The organism is Priestia sp. FSL P4-0332 (genome assembly GCF_038005845.1).
In the GTDB taxonomy this organism is placed as follows: Bacteria; Bacillota; Bacilli; order Bacillales; family Bacillaceae_H; genus Priestia.
Map to the genome: position 1 here is coordinate 54,970 of NZ_JBBOUA010000003.1, position 16,336 is coordinate 71,305.

21 protein-coding genes are annotated in these 16,336 nt (G+C 34.3%); 13 read left to right on the forward strand and 8 right to left on the reverse strand.

All coding sequences use genetic code 11. The features are described 5' to 3' along the window. Nucleotides 1-234: 234 nt before the first annotated feature. From MKY06_RS28345 to MKY06_RS28355, 3 genes are all read right to left on the reverse strand, one after another. Complete coding sequence (locus MKY06_RS28345) at nt 235-714, reverse strand: site-2 protease family protein (protein WP_029324144.1); 480 nt, start codon at nt 712-714, stop codon at nt 235-237. A 380-nt stretch (nt 715-1,094) separates the two neighbouring features. Continuing rightward, nucleotides 1,095-1,220, reverse strand: a complete 126-nt coding sequence (locus MKY06_RS28350; protein WP_255260831.1) for a hypothetical protein — start codon at nt 1,218-1,220, stop codon at nt 1,095-1,097. 31 nt (nt 1,221-1,251) lie between these two features. Continuing rightward, nucleotides 1,252-1,527 (reverse strand): GlsB/YeaQ/YmgE family stress response membrane protein, encoded by a 276-nt coding sequence (locus MKY06_RS28355; protein WP_328264642.1) that lies wholly within the window; start codon nt 1,525-1,527, stop codon nt 1,252-1,254. Nucleotides 1,528-1,804: 277 nt separating this feature from the next. On the opposite strand from MKY06_RS28355, the gene MKY06_RS28360 reads away from it, so the two are divergent. After that, entirely contained in the window at nt 1,805-2,245 is a 441-nt protein-coding gene (locus MKY06_RS28360) for a cell wall hydrolase (RefSeq protein ID WP_013084397.1), read from the forward strand. A 398-nt stretch (nt 2,246-2,643) separates the two neighbouring features. On the opposite strand, the gene MKY06_RS28365 is transcribed toward MKY06_RS28360, so the two are convergent. Next, nucleotides 2,644-2,826 carry a YolD-like family protein gene (locus MKY06_RS28365; RefSeq protein WP_029324141.1) on the reverse strand — a complete coding sequence of 61 codons (183 nt, stop codon included), beginning with the start codon at nt 2,824-2,826 and terminating at the stop codon, nt 2,644-2,646. A gap of 506 nt (nt 2,827-3,332) precedes the next feature. Here MKY06_RS28365 and MKY06_RS28370 point away from each other — a divergent pair. The 3 genes from MKY06_RS28370 (at nt 3,333) to MKY06_RS28380 (ending at nt 5,878) form a co-directional block, all read left to right on the forward strand. Continuing rightward, nucleotides 3,333-4,562 carry an NAD(P)/FAD-dependent oxidoreductase gene (locus MKY06_RS28370; RefSeq protein ID WP_029324140.1) on the forward strand — a complete coding sequence of 410 codons (1,230 nt, stop codon included), beginning with the start codon at nt 3,333-3,335 and terminating at the stop codon, nt 4,560-4,562. 469 nt (nt 4,563-5,031) lie between these two features. Next, nucleotides 5,032-5,490 (forward strand): SMI1/KNR4 family protein, encoded by a 459-nt coding sequence (locus MKY06_RS28375; protein ID WP_029324139.1) that lies wholly within the window; start codon nt 5,032-5,034, stop codon nt 5,488-5,490. Nucleotides 5,491-5,740: 250 nt separating this feature from the next. Continuing rightward, the gene (locus MKY06_RS28380) at nt 5,741-5,878 is read left to right on the forward strand and encodes a hypothetical protein (protein WP_097813521.1); all 138 of its coding nucleotides are present in this window, start codon (nt 5,741-5,743) and stop codon (nt 5,876-5,878) included. Nucleotides 5,879-6,163: 285 nt separating this feature from the next. Here the strand turns inward: MKY06_RS28380 and MKY06_RS28385 are convergent, their stop codons facing one another. After that, nucleotides 6,164-6,502: a winged helix-turn-helix transcriptional regulator gene (locus MKY06_RS28385; RefSeq protein ID WP_029324137.1), complete on the reverse strand. Its 339-nt coding sequence runs from the start codon at nt 6,500-6,502 to the stop codon at nt 6,164-6,166. A gap of 545 nt (nt 6,503-7,047) precedes the next feature. Between MKY06_RS28385 and MKY06_RS28390 the strand changes: the two genes are divergently transcribed. The 3 genes from MKY06_RS28390 to MKY06_RS28400 are packed head-to-tail and all read left to right on the forward strand — an operon-like array spanning nt 7,048 to nt 9,007. After that, nucleotides 7,048-7,659 carry an ester cyclase gene (locus MKY06_RS28390; protein ID WP_029324129.1) on the forward strand — a complete coding sequence of 204 codons (612 nt, stop codon included), beginning with the start codon at nt 7,048-7,050 and terminating at the stop codon, nt 7,657-7,659. Nucleotides 7,660-7,688: 29 nt separating this feature from the next. After that, the gene (locus MKY06_RS28395) at nt 7,689-8,261 is read left to right on the forward strand and encodes an NAD(P)H-dependent oxidoreductase (RefSeq protein ID WP_098278401.1); all 573 of its coding nucleotides are present in this window, start codon (nt 7,689-7,691) and stop codon (nt 8,259-8,261) included. A 32-nt stretch (nt 8,262-8,293) separates the two neighbouring features. Further along, nucleotides 8,294-9,007 carry an SDR family oxidoreductase gene (locus tag MKY06_RS28400; protein ID WP_029324124.1) on the forward strand — a complete coding sequence of 238 codons (714 nt, stop codon included), beginning with the start codon at nt 8,294-8,296 and terminating at the stop codon, nt 9,005-9,007. Nucleotides 9,008-9,514: 507 nt separating this feature from the next. Here the strand turns inward: MKY06_RS28400 and MKY06_RS28405 are convergent. Further along, complete coding sequence (locus tag MKY06_RS28405; RefSeq protein ID WP_029324119.1) at nt 9,515-9,955, reverse strand: aspartyl-phosphate phosphatase Spo0E family protein; 441 nt, start codon at nt 9,953-9,955, stop codon at nt 9,515-9,517. A 413-nt stretch (nt 9,956-10,368) separates the two neighbouring features. On the opposite strand from MKY06_RS28405, the gene MKY06_RS28410 reads away from it, so the two are divergent. Continuing rightward, a complete protein-coding gene (locus MKY06_RS28410; protein WP_029324117.1) occupies nt 10,369-10,518 on the forward strand; it encodes a general stress protein B in 150 nt (49 codons plus the stop codon). 206 nt (nt 10,519-10,724) lie between these two features. Here MKY06_RS28410 and MKY06_RS28415 read toward each other — a convergent pair whose 3' ends face one another. Then, nucleotides 10,725-10,871 carry a hypothetical protein gene (locus tag MKY06_RS28415; RefSeq protein ID WP_013060133.1) on the reverse strand — a complete coding sequence of 49 codons (147 nt, stop codon included), beginning with the start codon at nt 10,869-10,871 and terminating at the stop codon, nt 10,725-10,727. Between the two features lie 506 nt (nt 10,872-11,377). Between MKY06_RS28415 and MKY06_RS28420 the strand changes: the two genes are divergently transcribed. Together MKY06_RS28420 and MKY06_RS28425 are read left to right on the forward strand one after the other, a co-directional pair. Then, a complete protein-coding gene (locus MKY06_RS28420; protein WP_029325549.1) occupies nt 11,378-11,689 on the forward strand; it encodes a hypothetical protein in 312 nt (103 codons plus the stop codon). Between the two features lie 524 nt (nt 11,690-12,213). After that, the gene (locus MKY06_RS28425) at nt 12,214-13,104 is read left to right on the forward strand and encodes an Rpn family recombination-promoting nuclease/putative transposase (RefSeq protein ID WP_029325550.1); all 891 of its coding nucleotides are present in this window, start codon (nt 12,214-12,216) and stop codon (nt 13,102-13,104) included. Between the two features lie 285 nt (nt 13,105-13,389). On the opposite strand, the gene MKY06_RS28430 is transcribed toward MKY06_RS28425, so the two are convergent. Continuing rightward, nucleotides 13,390-13,944, reverse strand: a complete 555-nt coding sequence (locus tag MKY06_RS28430) for a helix-turn-helix domain-containing protein (RefSeq protein ID WP_029325551.1) — start codon at nt 13,942-13,944, stop codon at nt 13,390-13,392. A 113-nt stretch (nt 13,945-14,057) separates the two neighbouring features. Here MKY06_RS28430 and MKY06_RS28435 point away from each other — a divergent pair, with 113 nt between their 5' ends. The 3 genes from MKY06_RS28435 to MKY06_RS28445 all read left to right on the forward strand — a co-directional run bounded on the left by MKY06_RS28435 (nt 14,058) and on the right by MKY06_RS28445 (nt 16,334). After that, a complete protein-coding gene (locus MKY06_RS28435; RefSeq protein ID WP_029325552.1) occupies nt 14,058-14,642 on the forward strand; it encodes a LysE family transporter in 585 nt (194 codons plus the stop codon). A 228-nt stretch (nt 14,643-14,870) separates the two neighbouring features. After that, the gene (locus tag MKY06_RS28440) at nt 14,871-15,311 is read left to right on the forward strand and encodes a cell wall hydrolase (RefSeq protein WP_029324142.1); all 441 of its coding nucleotides are present in this window, start codon (nt 14,871-14,873) and stop codon (nt 15,309-15,311) included. Between the two features lie 723 nt (nt 15,312-16,034). Next, complete coding sequence (locus tag MKY06_RS28445; protein ID WP_029325553.1) at nt 16,035-16,334, forward strand: hypothetical protein; 300 nt, start codon at nt 16,035-16,037, stop codon at nt 16,332-16,334. Nucleotides 16,335-16,336 lie beyond the last annotated feature (2 nt).

The window sequence follows — 16,336 nt, forward strand, 5'->3', positions numbered from 1 at the left end:
CGGTATATGTTAACTTTCTCGTATGGTATATAACGACATTTCCATCACGCAAATGACCTTCTACCGGAAAGGAGTAAAAGGTTTTTTGTTATCAATTATCATCAACATCTATACTAATTGCTAAATTACCTACATTATTTAAAGTGTTTTTATTTTTACTGTCTAACTTATTGCGTAAACGAAATAATATGTAGCTTTGTTGATTTTTCAATCTCCATCATTATTTCAGCCTTATTAATCAGGGTTACATGTTATTTTTCCATACCTCAATGCATCGTAAATAGCACGTCCATCGCTTGAAGTTGTTTCTGTAAATTTAATAGGCAATAGCGAGAAGACAATATAATAAACAGAAAAATAGACAAACTGGTAAGAAAAGAGACTTGTTGAAAGGATGTCATCCATAACTAAACCATTTATAAGGAAAATAGAAGCTAAATTAGCAATGGCACCTCCAGCATAGACACAAGCATGGGTAAATCGATTGTCGTATTTTAGTTTTTCATATACACAAAAAGAATCCAAAAAATAAACGGATTTTATTTTAATTTTCTTCCATTTAAAAATCGTTTTTCCTTTTCCAATGGTAAAATCCACTCTCCCTCCGAAAAAGATCGCCATGATAGAATGACCTAATTGATGAACAAGAGACACAAGTGGTAGTACAAGTAAGAAAGAAAACAAGAACTTAGGCATATCACTGAATCCAAACACACTTCCATCTCCTTTATTATGAAATGATTTAATAAATCGTTTGATTATTAAAATAGATAAAATCTATTTTAATAATGGACAGACTTTTCTCAACAGAGGTTGTGCCTTTTTAATCATATGTACAATCATCCGTCTGGCATCCTAAAAGGTCTTTAGTTGGAGGCTAGGACCAATCAATTTTTAATAAAGTAGTAGTTAAAGTTATTAATAATCTTTGAGCATTGCTTATAAAGAAGAATATCTTTACTTTATTTTCAAACATTCTCCATAACAATAAACGACCCTATGTATCGTAAACAAAGTTACTAAGGTCGCTTATGTTATATTCTGATTTATTATTCTTTTCTCTTTTTCTTTATAATAAAATATTTGGTTTGTCATTAAGTTTCTAACAGAATTTCGTTATCATGATTAATTTGATCGAACAAATAAGTAAGGTAAGATTCTAGTTCAAATTGATCATTTTCAACAAAATCATCTAACACAGGCTTACTTTCTTCTCCCATTTTTAATCACTCCAACTTAATTTTTTTCGATTTATTTTGCATGATGACCGTGATTGTTTTTTTGTCCCATCTTTCTTAGAACAAAGCTTACAATTAACACCAGAATGATTGCTCCAATAATTGTTGGAATGATGGCAAAACCACCAACGACTGGTCCCCAACTTCCCAAGATCAGACCACCTAACCAAGAACCAATAAAACCAGCGATAATATTACCAATAATGCCTCCAGGAACGTCACGCCCTGTAATTAAACCGGCAAGCCAACCGATAATTCCACCTACAATTAGCATCCATAGAATACTCATACATCATTCTCTCCTTTTGAAATAGTTAGTTGACTTTACCCCAGGTTAAAACCTATTAATCCTGTTATTTTTTTCCACAACAAAGTTTCCTTCTTATGTACTAAGATCATATAGCTTTGCTTGCAATCTATTTTTGTTCTTTTGGACACCTTCTAATGTCTCGTCCATTTTATGAAAAATATAAGTGACTAGACTAACCCCAGCGTATAAATTGCTATCTTATAAACAATGACATCAATATAGGCTTTTTTTCATACTATATTTTTGGGGTGAGTAAATGGCAAGAGTAAGTTACCGAAGTGCAGACATTAACTTAATGGCAAGGATGATGCGAGCAGAAGCTGAAGGTGAAGGAAGACTAGGGATGTTATATGTCGGAAATGTAATTGTTAATCGTCTTGCAGCAAATTGTATAGACTTTAAAAATTTAAGAACCGTTTCACAAGTCATTTATCAAGTACAGGGAGGGAACTTTTCGTTTGAAGCTGTTCAAAAAGGCAATGTATTTTATCAAAGAGCGAGAGGTGTTGAAAAAAGATTAGCAAAGCAGAATTTGGATTATTGGAGACAACACCCAGCGAAATTTGCTCTTTGGTATTTTAATCCACACGCTCCGTGCCCTCCAACATGGTACGGTCAACCTGCATCTGGTCAATTTAAAAATCATTGTTATTATGAACCAAAACCTGATACATGTGCTAGTGTTTATAGAGGTTAGATTATCAAGGAGTTATGATTAATTCTGGAGTAGTATGGGGGAGCTGCGAATACAACATTTTAGTCGTAAGTACTGGTAGCTAGCGCTATTATTCAATGCAACTCCTATAAATCATGTGACAGTGGTCCGTTGAAAAAAACTTTGCCCCCACTGTAGCCTATTTCTTTAATCTTTGTTTTGATGTATTTTTACCTAGCGAAATAACAAGGGAACTTCCTGGTTAGTAGGTGTTCCCATGTTTCGCATAAGCAGTTAATCAAATGAAACAAGAAAGAGTACTAATAAGGTAAATAAATCATAAAAAAGAGGAAGAGGGTTCTCTTCCTCTTTTTTATAGCTTTATCATTAATATTCCCTGTAATAAGCATATTAAATAATGTAACTACACGATGATAGACTTAATGAATTTCAGTAATGCCCGATAGACGAATAGAGAATATATTGTGTTGTTCATCCTCTAGAGAAAGAGTTTGATCATGAAGATTAAGATCATTTACACGTCCCTTACATGTTTGTAATAAACCGTTTTGATAATAGTTAATGGTAATGACACCTTTCTTTCTCAACGCTTTCAATATCATGCTCCGTTCCCCTTTCTTCCTAATAACTAATGTAGGAATGTGTTATTCAAATAAGTAATTATCATACAGAATTTGTGAGAAAATCATACAAGTTAAAAGTTATATTGTTTTATATTATTTAGTATACAACAAACTATTAGGAAACGCTTACATTTCATTGTGTAAACTTTGTGAACTTTCAACAGGAAGAAAGCTCAAAGAATAAAAGAGGAAAAGGAATATATGTCTAGAATCTATATCTATGTTTCAATCCATCTATTATACCTTCTTGTAAATGAGCTTCTATTTAATGCTTAAAATATCATTCCGATTTTTAGCACAAATTCTTTTTAATTGTTTAACAGGTGAAAATTCCCTGTACTTAATTCGTTTTAACTTCCATACTTTATGTATGTAGCATACCCTTATCAATTTACCTCATTGCTTTAACACGTAAGAACATTAGTTTTAGAATCCTTCTAATGGATACGCAAATTAATAATTGTACTTGGAAACGGAGCGATACGATGAATAAGACGTATGATGTCATCATTACCGGTGCTAGAGTTGCCGGCTCTACCCTTGCTATTTATCTTGGGAAGGCAGGTTTCCATGTGTTGTTAGTAGACCAAGCGACCTTTCCAAAGGATACATTATCAACCCATACTTTTTTCAATAATACTGTCGCTCTTCTTCGAGAAATCGGTGTCATGGACAAATTATTGGAAACAAACGCCCCACCGGTACAGGATATTAAATTTCAATTTGAGGATACCACGATAGAAGGACTCATCCCTAAGGTTGACGGAGAAGAAAGTTGTTACTGCATTAGAAGAACTTATCTCGATCAGATCCTACTTGAACAAGCCAAATCACAAATGAATGTAACCGTTCTAGAAAGATTTCATGTGACGGATGTTATTCATGCTGACGATACAGTAGTGGGGGTGGAAGGTCTAGATGGCAATAACGAGAAACAAGAATTTTTAGCTCGCCTGGTAGTCGGGGCAGACGGCCGATCCTCAATTATTCGCAAGCTGGTAAAAAGTGAACTCAAAATAAGCATTTCGGCAAAAGTCGGCATCTATTTCGGGTACTTCTCTGAATTTCGCCATGACAATGTTCCTAAATTTGAAGTATACAAGATAAAAGATAACACAGCCATTCTCTTTCCAACGAATGATAATTTATATGTTATCGCCGGCATTTTTCCATTAGAAAATAAGGAATTGATAGGACGATTGAAATTAAATCCAGAAAGCTGTCTACGCAATTTCTTAACAGATAACTTTCCGAATACAACAATAGGGACGCGTTTAAAAAATGCGGAATTAGTAGAACCGGTTAAAGGCATTCTCAGATATGATAATTACTGGTATAGAGGAATGGGAAAAGGGTGGGCGTTGGTTGGAGACGCAGTTTGTTTTAAAGATCCTGGCATGGCACAAGGTATCCATGATGCTATATGTGGAGCACGTATATTATCCAATATTCTCTCAAAATATAAGGGACAATCCAATCAATCAAATCAAATATCTGAAGAATATCAAAAGGCAATAGAAGACGAGTTTATGGTTCGGTTTCACATGGGATGTCAAATTTCGCAGAATGAACGCATCTCTGAACAACAGAATGCCATCAATAAGCTAATCAGTTCTCATCCAGAGGCTATAGAGAAGTTTTTAGGGATTTATAATTACTCAAACGAGCCCGATGCTTTAGAAAAAGAACTCACACGAATTATGCAGTCAATTTAGCAATAATTTTGAAATTGACCTAAGGGTTTTCAAGAATTAGCAATGAGGGGAAGGTAAACCGAGGGCAGGAAGGGATATATCGAAAACAAAAATTTTATTCTGTTACGATTAGTACATTTTATCTAAAACATACTCAATATAAAGAGCCACTTGTTTCATACAAGTGGCTCTTTGTTACGCTGAATATATTAAATCATTCCCAATACTATTAGAGAAGTTTATGAATTTGCAAAGAATGGTGTTAGCTAATAATAGTCAGATAGCAATGGAAGAGAAATAACGGCAAGAAATAGATCTTGATAAAGTGTATGAATACGATGAATTTCCGGATAAAGTTAGTGGAAGATGCGATCACTGCAACTCAGCTTACTTCAAAAGTTCCGTAAAAGGTGGCGTTTTCTTACGTGAATGCAGGGAATGTGGCATGAAGAAAAGCATTTAGTTGGTAAGGGTTGAAAGGGATGGGGAAATGAGAGATATTTGGGATGATGGATACAGTCAATCAAAAAAATTAACAGAAGAAATGGTCAACGAAGCAGAAAAGAAGTTGGGTGTGAAGTTACCAAAATCCTATATTGAGTTATGTAAAATACAGAATGGGGGCAATTTAAAGTATTGTGACTATCCTACCTCCGTTCCAACAAATTGGGCAAACGATCATGTAAACGTTCCTGAAATTTATGGAATAGGAAAAGAAGGCATCTTATCCAGTGATTACTATATAGAAGAATGGGAGTTACCAAAAGATATTGTTCTACTATGTGGAGAGGGACATTGGTGGATTGCATTTGATTATCGGCATACAAAAGATACTCCTCCTATAATTTATATGGATCTAGAATGGGGAGAAGACACACTTATTTTGGAATTAGCTCCTGATTTCGAAACATTCGTAAATGGCTTATTTATTTATAAGAATGAAGAATGACTACACTTATACAATAAAAAGGAACTGGCAATCAATTGTCGGTTCTTTTTTATTGTTTTCGTATGATTTGATTCACCAAGCTCCCACTGATTCTCCTTTAGTCATCGGAACCTCTTTGGACCTCATCCATATTGAGGTATATATGACTCTGTCCCCTAGGAACGTTCTAAATGGTTTCATTATCCTTTATTCTCAGTGATTCAGAATCTTTAACATTATAAAGGGTATTTACACCTGTTAACAATCATAAGTGTATGAATACGATGAATTTCCGGATAAGGTTAGTGGCAGATGCGACCACTGCAACTCAGCTTACTTCAAAAGTTCTGTAAAAGGTGGGATTTTCTTACGTGAATGCCGGGAGTGTGGAATGAAGAAGAGCATTTAAGGGGACCTATCGCATAGCAGCCAATATTATAAAAACAGGTCATTTGATGGTGATAAGTATCACTAAGTGACCTGTTTACTTTTTTCTTATTTATATTTCTCCAAGGATTAAATGGGAACCTCATTTAATCTTGAACTTCCACACCTGGCCAAGTCATTAAACTCGTCTACTGTTATGTTATTAACTACGCATAGCTGGTTCGGTTGTTCTCCATAAATCAAATCATATCTAATATCGTTCATAATTGACGCACTCAAATTTAAAGAATGATCTATATTTAATCTCCTATAAATTTAATCCAAATCTCTTTAATTCAATGAAGATACTTTCCAATCGTTTCCCTTTTTCCGTTAACGTATATTCCACACGAGGAGGGACCTCTGGAAATACCTTTCTTTCCACTATCCCATGATTCTCCAGTTCCTTAAGGCGTAATGAAAGTGTTTTTGGACTAATTCCATCCATTGATTTCAACAAATCACGGAATCGCATCGTTCCTTCGATAAGCAGATCCCGAATAATTAAAAAGGTCCATTTAGTACCAATCACGTCAAGCGTTTTAGCAATGGGGCAAGGCTCCCCTGATGTTCCTTTGGTTAGTACAACCGGCTCAATAGCACTCATCTGACACATCCTTCCTAAAATTTTTTTTGGCTAATTTTCCTTATCATATCACAATAGTATACTTTCAGAAACTTTATGAAATAAATATCACTACTTTCCTAAAGAAACTTACTATACATATAATATCGGTGAGCCTATTATTCTAACACTGCATTGAGGAGGTGATCAAAGTTAGTGCGAGCAATCAACCAATCACACTGCCCTTATTGCTCATTACTCTCTTAATCAGTACTTTTGCTATTGGTACTACATATTTATCATCATTGATATTCTTCCAAATGTAGCAGAAGATTTGAATGTTACCTTAGCGCAGCAAGGTTATTGGTTACGTCGTTCAGCTGGTCCCTGAATCGAGGAGAGGAAACGTATCCTGCATTAGCTGAGCTTGAATAAATCTGCGTAACTGCAAATTATGTATAAACGTTTATTGATGGAGAGGCACTTTAGAAAAAAGCACAATATCTCATTCCCTTGGGACTTTCATTGCAAGTCCACACTTAGGGAGCAAGATTCGCAGCCTATATCAAAACATTTGAGGAGAAAATATGATGAGGTTACAAAAAAGAACGATTCGATCGATAGTTAGTATTATCATGGCTCTTGGGGTAACACTCATGAGCGCCGCATGTGCCAAGACCAATACTGACTATAAACCTGCTAAAACAGCTCATGCAGACATTCAACTATTAAAGGATTTACCTCAACCAAAATCGATGACAGTCGATCCGTCATTGAAATCAAAAGAAGCTACGGCCATGGTTCAAACCGCCCAGCATTTTTACGGGTTCTGGAATACTGGCAATGAGGATCTTATTTCACAAGCCGTTGCCTCTAGCTTCTTTGATAACACATTGCCGAAGGGAAGACCTCAAGGTCCGGAGGGATTGGCCTTCGCTTCTCGCAACTTTCGTAAAGCTGTTCCTGATTTACGCTGTACTATTGAGGACTTAGTGATATCTGATAACAAGGCTACAGCCCGTCTCTCGTTCACCGGGACATACAAGGGTGAGTTTATGGGGAAAACGCCAACAGGGAAGCCGGTTCATTTCTTTGCCATTGATATTTTGCATATCAGGAATGGAAAAATCGTTGAGGATTGGCACTTAGAGGATAATCTTACATTAATGCAACAGCTCGGAGTAGTATCTGAAAATTAAAGATCAACGGATTTTTTAAAGATTACAGAATTAAAGGGGACGGAAAAAAGTTAAAAAATATACTTGTTATTAACGGCCATCAGAAATATGGTTCAGCGAAAGGGACTTTGAACCAAACATTGATGAACAAAATGATCAGTTTGTTAAGTGAAAAGAACAATATTAAAACAACAAATATTCAAAATGGATATAAAGTCGAAGAAGAACACCAAAAGTTTTTATGGGCTGATATTATAATTTACCAAACACCTATTTATTGGTTCAGTGTCCCAGGCTTATTGAAGACGTATATGGATGAAGTTTATGCTTATGGTTTATTTTTTAAGGGTGCTGATCAATATGGAAGAGGTGGGTTATTGACCGAAAAGAAATATATGTTTTCGACTACCTGGAATGCTCCCGAACAAGTATTTAACGATCCAACTCAATTTTTTGAAGGGAACAGCTTAGAAGATACATTAAGTCATTTACATCGTGTACAGAAATTCCTCGGAATGAAACCTTTAAAGAGTTTCACTTGTTATGATGTAATTAAAAATCCGAATATTGAAAAATTTGTATTCGAACTTGATATACATCTGAAAGAAGTATTGGATTTTTAATCTATTAAGTAAAATCATGAGGAGGTAAAAACATGTTAAAAGGTAAAAAAATTGTGATTATCGGTGGAAGCTCAGGGATTGGTTTTGAAACAGCTAAACAAGTAATAGCTCAAGGAGCAGAAGTAATTATTGCTAGCCGTTCCAAAAATAAATTACAGAATGCAAAAGAGCAACTAGGAGCTAGGGCCACGGCTTTTATACTAGATACAACTCAAGAACAGCAAGTTCAATCTTTCTTTGAAAAAGTCGGCCAGTTCGACCACCTTGTGGTGAGCGCGGCAGAAACATCCGGTGGGTCATTCCTACACACAAATACAGCCCAAGCCCGGCAATTGTTTGAAAACAAATTTTGGGGTCAATACTACGCAGCTAAATATGGTGCTCCAAAAATTTTACCACACGGTTCGATTACTTTATTCTCTGGGGTGGTAGCCTACAAATCGATGGTTGGTTCGTCAATTCTAGGTGCAGTCAATGCCGCCGTTTCGAATTTAGGTCAGACCTTGGCATTAGAACTTGCTCCGATCCGAGTGAACATCATTTCACCCGGTATTATTGATACACCTTCCCGCAGCAAAATGCCAGAAGAACCCCGTAACCATTTCTATGCTACGGTGGGAAACAAACTGCCTGTGAAACGAATAGGAAGAGCTGAAGACGTTGCACAAAGCGTACTATACTTGCTCCAAAATAGTTTTGTGACTGGAACCGTTCTTCATGTGGAAGGCGGTCACATTTTATCTTAATAATGTTAAGAAGACATATGTCAAACAGCCGTTATCCCACGAGGGATTTACGGCTTTACTAAAGAAGATTTTAAAGGGATTAGTGAAAAAGGAGCTTATTTTCTTTCTAATTAGAATACCTTCCCATGCACATCAAGACAAGGAAAAATCCTGTCCTCAAAACATAAAAAACGCTATTCTTTTTGTAGAATCAATCTGGAACATACAATTTGTCATGTTCCCACTAAACCTCATCACGTTCTACTTTAGTCGTTGGCACATCATTGGATCTCTCGTCCATTTGATGAAAAAGATAAGCGACTAAGTCCGTCTCCAGCATATAAAAACCAAACACCTCTTACATCACTACCTACTCCCCACCTACTGCAAGTAAGGGTTCTTTTTTATTTTTTGAATGGCCAGGCAAGCTTACTGCAGTAGCTACATAGTATCTAAAGAATTACGACTTCATTACCTAATCAGTAGCTAATTCAGTAACGTTACCGCGTTGTTAGAAAAGATAGATTTTCACGAATGAGTTGTTAACTGTCGTAAATTTCGAAGAGCAACAAAACCTGCTTTAGTTCCATTACCAACTAGAACTAAAGCAGTACATACTCCAAATGTTGCTAGATTTGAATGAGCAATCAATTGGGCAGAACAAAAACGAATATTACTTCTTGCAAGTTCAACGACTTTTACCTCATATTTGAAATCACTAACTTTATAATTACCATACGAGTGTCCTGTTCTAGGTAACCCCTCTCCGTTATCTAAAAACATGTTAGTTGAACTAGAATAAGATTTCATATGCAAATTTATAAGTTTGTCCAAATCTTGACTACAGTTAATTGTTTTTTCGTCTAAAAGTCCATAATTGCTACCTAAATCAATTAATTCTTTCCTTTTTTTCACAATACACTTTTGTAAGTCTTTTATTTGACCTACTGGATTGACTACCATTAACATAGCTTTTTCTCACCTCATCGGAATTTTTCATCTCTAGGAAATTTAGTAGGTCCATAATAAAAAGATAGAGCCAACAAAAAATATTATGAGCAATATAAGATAGAATGAAAACGTTTTCTACAAAACATATCAAAAAATTACAATAAAACACAAAAACTGTAGACATTAATGAGGTAGTCCAGTCGAAAAATTATATATTTTTAGTTAGCATAATGTAATTTATAGAATAGGTCCCCTAATATTAAAAGAAAGCGTATCAGCAAATATAAGTGAGATTTTTCAAAAAAAGGAGTTACAAAATAAGAAAAAAAGGAAATAATTATCAATTATTAGGAAAATAAAGATAAATAGTTTAGCTCCTTTTTAACGTGGAAGATAAAAAATATATTGAAAATTATTAGGAGGCATGTAAAATGACAACTAATAAAAACAATGACAAAATGAGCCGTGAAGAAGCTGGAAGAATGGGTGGCAAAGCTACAGCTAAAAATCATGATAAGGAATTCTACCAGGAAATCGGTGAAAAGGGTAGCAATTCCAACAACAAACGTAATAATGACTAATTGTTTGTAAAATAGAATTTTTCTATTTTTACGCGGTATATGATATACATTTTTAGTTCGCATCATCAACATTAATAGAAGCCAAATTCTTTATATATAAAGAATTTGGCTTCTATTTTTATCAAAAAAATGATTAATATGTTTATTTAATAATAAAAATCAAATTAATTCGGTTTGGTTAGTTAAATAAGAATATGCAGTAATCATTATCCCGTTAGTAGGATATCATTTAATAAAGCTAGTTCTACTTTAAAAGGATCGTTAACTTTTCTAAGCTCACAATAACCAGAACTATAAATATGAATAATCTTAAATCGTTTACCGCGATAGAAAACTTCTTTATTAATTGACATACCTTCCCTCCAGATTCATTATTACAGTTTTTTCAACATATTAACCATTTTTCTTATTTGAAATTTATCTGGAATAAAATTAAGTTATTGTTCCCTTTTTTATATGTTTTAAAACATAAATTCAAATAAATTTTAAAATATACTTATTTATGGACATACTTTTTACCCCTTTGAACAAACTACTCAAGACGCCGTGAGGCATCACACCAAATTTCCTATTCTAAACAGGGAAAACTACTGAACAGGAGCAGTAGTTTTTTCTTTTTGTTCTATCCAACTATGCTATCGCCTTGGAAGAGAGGAATAAAATTTAAAATTACTCTTGTTTAGCAGACAGAAGGTTCACTCATTGGATATTTTGTGCAAAATTAGTTATGACTTTTAATATTGTTTAATTTATAATAAAAAGGAAAAAATTATGGATTATTTGTTCCGAGAAGGCGCCATCTTAGGAACAAACTAATACGTAGATTATACAAAATTAGTTTTCTTGGGGAGAAACAACGATGAATCTTACACACAATAATTCAGAAGGTACAAAAAGAGAAGAAGGACAAAAGCAGTTGCTTGAAAGAAACCTTGAAGCTCATAGAAGTAGAAAATGGATAATCAATTTTATTTGTGCTATATCCCTACTTGTAGCTATACTTTGTTTCTGCTTTCACGTACCGCGATCTGTAATTATAACTGTAACTTTACTGTTTATATGTACAATCATCAAAATCGTACATAAAACGTTAGATAAAAAAATAGAGTTGCGCTTAAAACGCGTTAAACAGGAGCAAAGAAAGAGCTTTTTCAAGGTGAATAAACCCTAAAATCTTTTCAATAAGCTTCTAATGATTAACATTGAATTATCTCGAAGACCATCTCTTTTGTTAGAGTTGGACTTAAGGTGATCTAAATAATATTTTTACTATTGTACTTTAGTATCAGGATAAAGGAATTTGATCTATAATAAGAGATGACGTGGTGTTCTGACATGAACTCGTCACTTCTTTAAGAGCATCTATTTTTATAATAGGTGTTTAGAAATATCAACGTAGCAAAAGGCACTTGCATATAGCAAGTGCCTTTTATAATTTAAGTAAAATACTAAAACGATCATTTACCTACATTTTATCAATTATATAACTTTATCTAAAAGAGAATTATTTTTTTGATGTGTTATTTTAACAGAAGTACTTAAGAGCTTTTAGCTTTTAATTTTTTATCATTATTAATAATAATGAAGGAAGAGAGGTACCTGATGGGCACTTTATTACGTTATAAAGCATGAAATAGAAAGAACCTATACAGTCATGGTATACTAATAACAAACATGGAGATGATGGAGGACATTATGACGAAACGATTAGATTTACGTGTCGACTTTGCGTTTAAATCGTTATTTGGCACACATGGAAATGAATCTATTTTAGCTGCTTTTTTAAATGCAGCGCTTCGTTTTCCAGATGAGAAAAAAATTCAGACGGTTCAGTTATTAGATCCTCATTTTAATAAAGAAAACCAAGAAGATAAACGTTCAATTTTAGATGTACACGCGCAGTTAGAAGATGGAAGTCGTGTCAACATTGAAATTCAACTTAATAATAAACATGACATGGAAAAACGAACGCTCTATTACTGGTCCAAAATGTATAGTAGTCAAATGAAAGAAGGCATGGACTATGGAGAGCTTTGTAAAACGATTACCATCAACATTATAAACTTCCGTTATTTATCGCATATCACGGATTATCATTCCACCTTTCAGTTATATGAGCGAGAACAGAAATTACTCTTAACCGATATGCTGGAAATTCATTTTATGGAGCTACCTAAGCTATTAATTAAGTGGCGTCACAGAGAGGTAGATCCACGAGAAGATCAACTTGTGCGATGGTTATTATTACTTGAAGCATCTGAAGATGAAGAAATCACTCAGGTATTGGAGGAGATTGCAATGCAAGAAGATCAGGTATTGAAAAAGGCAATGGATGAATGGGAACGTGTCAGTCAAGACCCAGAAGTGTTATTAGCGTATGAGGCCCGAAAAAAGGCATTATTAGATGAAAAATCAGCTTTAAAAAGAGCTGAAAACCTTGGGAAAATAGAAGGAGAGAGAATTGGAGTAGAAAAAACCATTAAAACTATGGCTCTGGGTATGATTCATAAAGGAATAGACAATGAAACGATAAGTGACCTTACAGGTCTTTCACAAGAGGAAATCAATAATCTTCGACGCCAGTGAAATTAATAATAAAAAGATTACCTATTAGATAATAAGGTAATCTTTATTTTTTTGCTATTCCTAATTTCAAAAATTAAGTTACTATCCTTGAGTTTTTGGTTCTGGTACAAAACTATTTGATGGAGATGTAGAACCTCCATGACCTGTTCAATTACAGATTATCATGCAATTCCAAATAGCTTATATATGAACTTGAATCCATTTTTGATAGACTTCACCTGGATGTAGGGCTCGTCGACTAAATAGTAAATGCAGAAATGAAATTTTGTTCTGGAGAAAAGAGATTTAAACTGGATAATAAATAATCATACTTAATCGAGTTAATGTTTTACCACTATTATAATAAGAATGAGGCCTGTCAGCTCTAAACCTAATAGCGTTCCCCCTATTTACTATATACTCATTGCTATTTACCCTTATAGTGAGTTCTCCTTCAAAGACAGTTATGAACTCTTCCGTTCCTTCTCTATGCGAATCAGCCTCTAGGGATCCTCCTTCTTCTATCTCTACAGAATAAACTTCAAAGCGTCTATCGTCCTCAAAAGGAAAATAAGGATAAACCCGATATTTCCCGTTATCTTCAGAGAATATTTGAATTTCATTTTTTGAAATGACTTTTGTATCTGGTTGCGGATTATTTATTAATGAAGTAAAAGAAATTTTTAATCCATTGGCTATTTTCCAAATGGTTGTAATTGTAGGACTTGATTCTCCTCTTTCAATTTGTCCTATCATAGTCTTACTTACTCCAGTTAATTCTGAGACTCTTTCGAGACTTAATTTCTTACTTTCTCTAAATCCCTTCAAATTTTTAGCGACAATAAGATTTATTTCCTCCATAATTACACTCCTATAGCTATGTACAATATAACGACTGTATTGTAAAATAAAAAGCACGACGTTATATTGTCCTTTTTGAACATTATAATATACATATTAGAGGAGGTTCAAATATGCCAGTATTATCATTCTTGCTATATGTCTTTGTAACCAGCTTTACCCCTGGTCCTAATAATATTATGGCCATGTTATTCGCTAACAAATATGGTTTGAAAAAGACATTAAAGTTTTGTGTAGGAGTAGGTGCAGGTTTCCTTATAGTCATGTTGTTGTGTAGTTATCTTAATCTTTTACTCAAGAATTTTATTCCAAAAATTGAATTTTTTATGACTATCCTAGGTGCAGGTTATATGATGTATCTAGCTATAAAAATTATTCGTAGTAAAGGGGATAATGAAAATAACAATGAAGACCGGAATAACAGTTTTTTCATGGGGATGATCTTACAATTTATAAATCCAAAAGGCATTTTATATGGTATAACAGCTATAGCAACCTTCATCCTTCCATATCACAATTCAAACTTTAGCTTACTAATGTATTCGCTATTTCTAGCTCTTATTGGTTTTATGAGTACATTCTGTTGGAGTTTATTTGGTTCATTTTTTCAAAAATTCCTCTCAAAGTATAGAAGTCAGTTTAATGTAGTTATGGCTTTATTATTAATGTATAGTGCAGTCTCAATTCTTATAAAATAAGTTTCTGATTTATATTAAAAATAAAGTTTAATCTTGGAAGAATTTTAACGTTGTAAATATTCATTTCGTTAAAGAGTTATACTCGCGTTATGCAAAATAACAACGCTCTATCGATCGTTATAACGTATATAATGGACTTTATTGTTATGTAAAAACTGGGCATTGCTATCTTATAAACAATGACATCAATAGAAGCTTTTTTTCATACTATATTTTGGGGGTGAATAAATGGCAAGAGTAAGTTACCGAAGTGCAGACATTAACTTAATGGCAAGAATGATGCGAGCAGAAGCTGAGGGTGAAGGAAGACTAGGGATGTTATATGTCGGAAATGTAATAGTTAATCGTCTTGCAGCAAATTGTATAGACTTTAAAAATTTAAGAACCGTTTCACAAGTCATTTATCAAGTACAGGGGGGGAATTATTCGTTTGAAGCTGTTCAAAAAGGCAATGTATTTTATCAAAGAGCGAGGGGTGTTGAAAAAAGATTAGCAAAGCAGAATTTGGATTATTGGAGACAACACCCAGCGAAATTTGCTCTTTGGTATTTTAATCCACATGCTCCGTGCCCTCCAACATGGTACGGTCAACCTGCATCTGGTCAATTTAAAAATCATTGTTATTATGAACCAAAACCTGATACATGTGCTAGTGTTTATAGAGGTTAGATTATCAAGGAGTTATGATTAATTCTGGAGTAGTATGGGGGAGCTGCGCTGCGAATCCAACATTTTAGTCGTAGGTGCTGGTAGCTAGTCCTATTTTATTCAATGCAACTCCTATAGATTATGTAACAGTGATCGCTTGAAAAAAACTTTGCCCCCACTGTAGCCAATTTCTTTAATCTTTGTTTTGATGTATTTTTATCTGGCGAAATAAAAAGGGAACTTCCTCGTTAGCAGGTGTTCCCTTTTTTATATGAAACATAATAATTATTTATCTAAGAAAATAAGATTACAAAATATGTACTTCAATTAAAGCTATGCTGTTTAGCTTCACTCTTAAATGGAGGACATCTTGCGATTTCTTGTCTATTTCATAAAAAAATAAACCACTAGGACAACCCCCAGCATATAAAAGCCAAGCACCTCTTACATACCCATCTACCCCTTACCTACTTCGGTAAGGGGTCTTTTTTATTTTTGGAGTGGACAGGCAAGCTTACTGCAGTAGCTACATAGTATCTAAAGAATCATAACTCCATTACCTAATCAGTATCTAGTTCAGTATTGTTACCGCGTTAATACAAGCTGTATACGCTTAGTGAAGCCCTTCATGGAACTTGTAAGGGAGCTGAGCCGAAGAGGCGAAGGGGGCGACCGGATGCGTTGAGCTGAAATCATGCATAAATTAAAGGCAAAAAAATTGAACGAATGAAAGAAGGTATCAACATGAGAAAAACAAAAGGATTGACCTTTCGAAAGATCATTCCTCCATCCCAAAAATCATCTCTCACGAGACCTCGTCCTTTCAAGGCGTATTCCTTTGTACCGTTTAGTCCACTAGCCATGCTTGACCCCACTATTCTAACCATAGGAGGCATTGTCTTAGGGATTGCTATCATTGAACGAATATTAGAGCGATGGGGTGTCATTGACCTTGTTGATCAGTTCGCAAAGGTGATGCGTTTTATCTTGCCTGTTACCTTTTATAGCGCCTTGATTTACTTTTTTGCGACCTTTATGTTTTGAGG

Coding starts and splice junctions, on each gene's coding strand:
- MKY06_RS28405 (WP_029324119.1), bottom strand. CDS start 9,955: ATGTTAATGGTAGTCAATCCAGTAGGTCAAATAAAAGACTTACAAAAG.
- MKY06_RS28360 (WP_013084397.1), top strand. CDS start 1,805: ATGGCAAGAGTAAGTTACCGAAGTGCAGACATTAACTTAATGGCAAGG.
- MKY06_RS28390 (WP_029324129.1), top strand. CDS start 7,048: ATGATGAGGTTACAAAAAAGAACGATTCGATCGATAGTTAGTATTATC.
- MKY06_RS28375 (WP_029324139.1), top strand. CDS start 5,032: ATGAGAGATATTTGGGATGATGGATACAGTCAATCAAAAAAATTAACA.
- MKY06_RS28435 (WP_029325552.1), top strand. CDS start 14,058: ATGCCAGTATTATCATTCTTGCTATATGTCTTTGTAACCAGCTTTACC.
- MKY06_RS28415 (WP_013060133.1), bottom strand. CDS start 10,871: ATGTCAATTAATAAAGAAGTTTTCTATCGCGGTAAACGATTTAAGATT.
- MKY06_RS28365 (WP_029324141.1), bottom strand. CDS start 2,826: ATGATATTGAAAGCGTTGAGAAAGAAAGGTGTCATTACCATTAACTAT.
- MKY06_RS28350 (WP_255260831.1), bottom strand. CDS start 1,220: ATGGGAGAAGAAAGTAAGCCTGTGTTAGATGATTTTGTTGAAAATGAT.
- MKY06_RS28410 (WP_029324117.1), top strand. CDS start 10,369: ATGACAACTAATAAAAACAATGACAAAATGAGCCGTGAAGAAGCTGGA.
- MKY06_RS28400 (WP_029324124.1), top strand. CDS start 8,294: ATGTTAAAAGGTAAAAAAATTGTGATTATCGGTGGAAGCTCAGGGATT.
- MKY06_RS28355 (WP_328264642.1), bottom strand. CDS start 1,527: ATGAGTATTCTATGGATGCTAATTGTAGGTGGAATTATCGGTTGGCTT.
- MKY06_RS28440 (WP_029324142.1), top strand. CDS start 14,871: ATGGCAAGAGTAAGTTACCGAAGTGCAGACATTAACTTAATGGCAAGA.
- MKY06_RS28445 (WP_029325553.1), top strand. CDS start 16,035: ATGAGAAAAACAAAAGGATTGACCTTTCGAAAGATCATTCCTCCATCC.
- MKY06_RS28430 (WP_029325551.1), bottom strand. CDS start 13,944: ATGGAGGAAATAAATCTTATTGTCGCTAAAAATTTGAAGGGATTTAGA.
- MKY06_RS28385 (WP_029324137.1), bottom strand. CDS start 6,502: ATGAGTGCTATTGAGCCGGTTGTACTAACCAAAGGAACATCAGGGGAG.
- MKY06_RS28370 (WP_029324140.1), top strand. CDS start 3,333: ATGAATAAGACGTATGATGTCATCATTACCGGTGCTAGAGTTGCCGGC.
- MKY06_RS28425 (WP_029325550.1), top strand. CDS start 12,214: ATGACGAAACGATTAGATTTACGTGTCGACTTTGCGTTTAAATCGTTA.
- MKY06_RS28420 (WP_029325549.1), top strand. CDS start 11,378: ATGAATCTTACACACAATAATTCAGAAGGTACAAAAAGAGAAGAAGGA.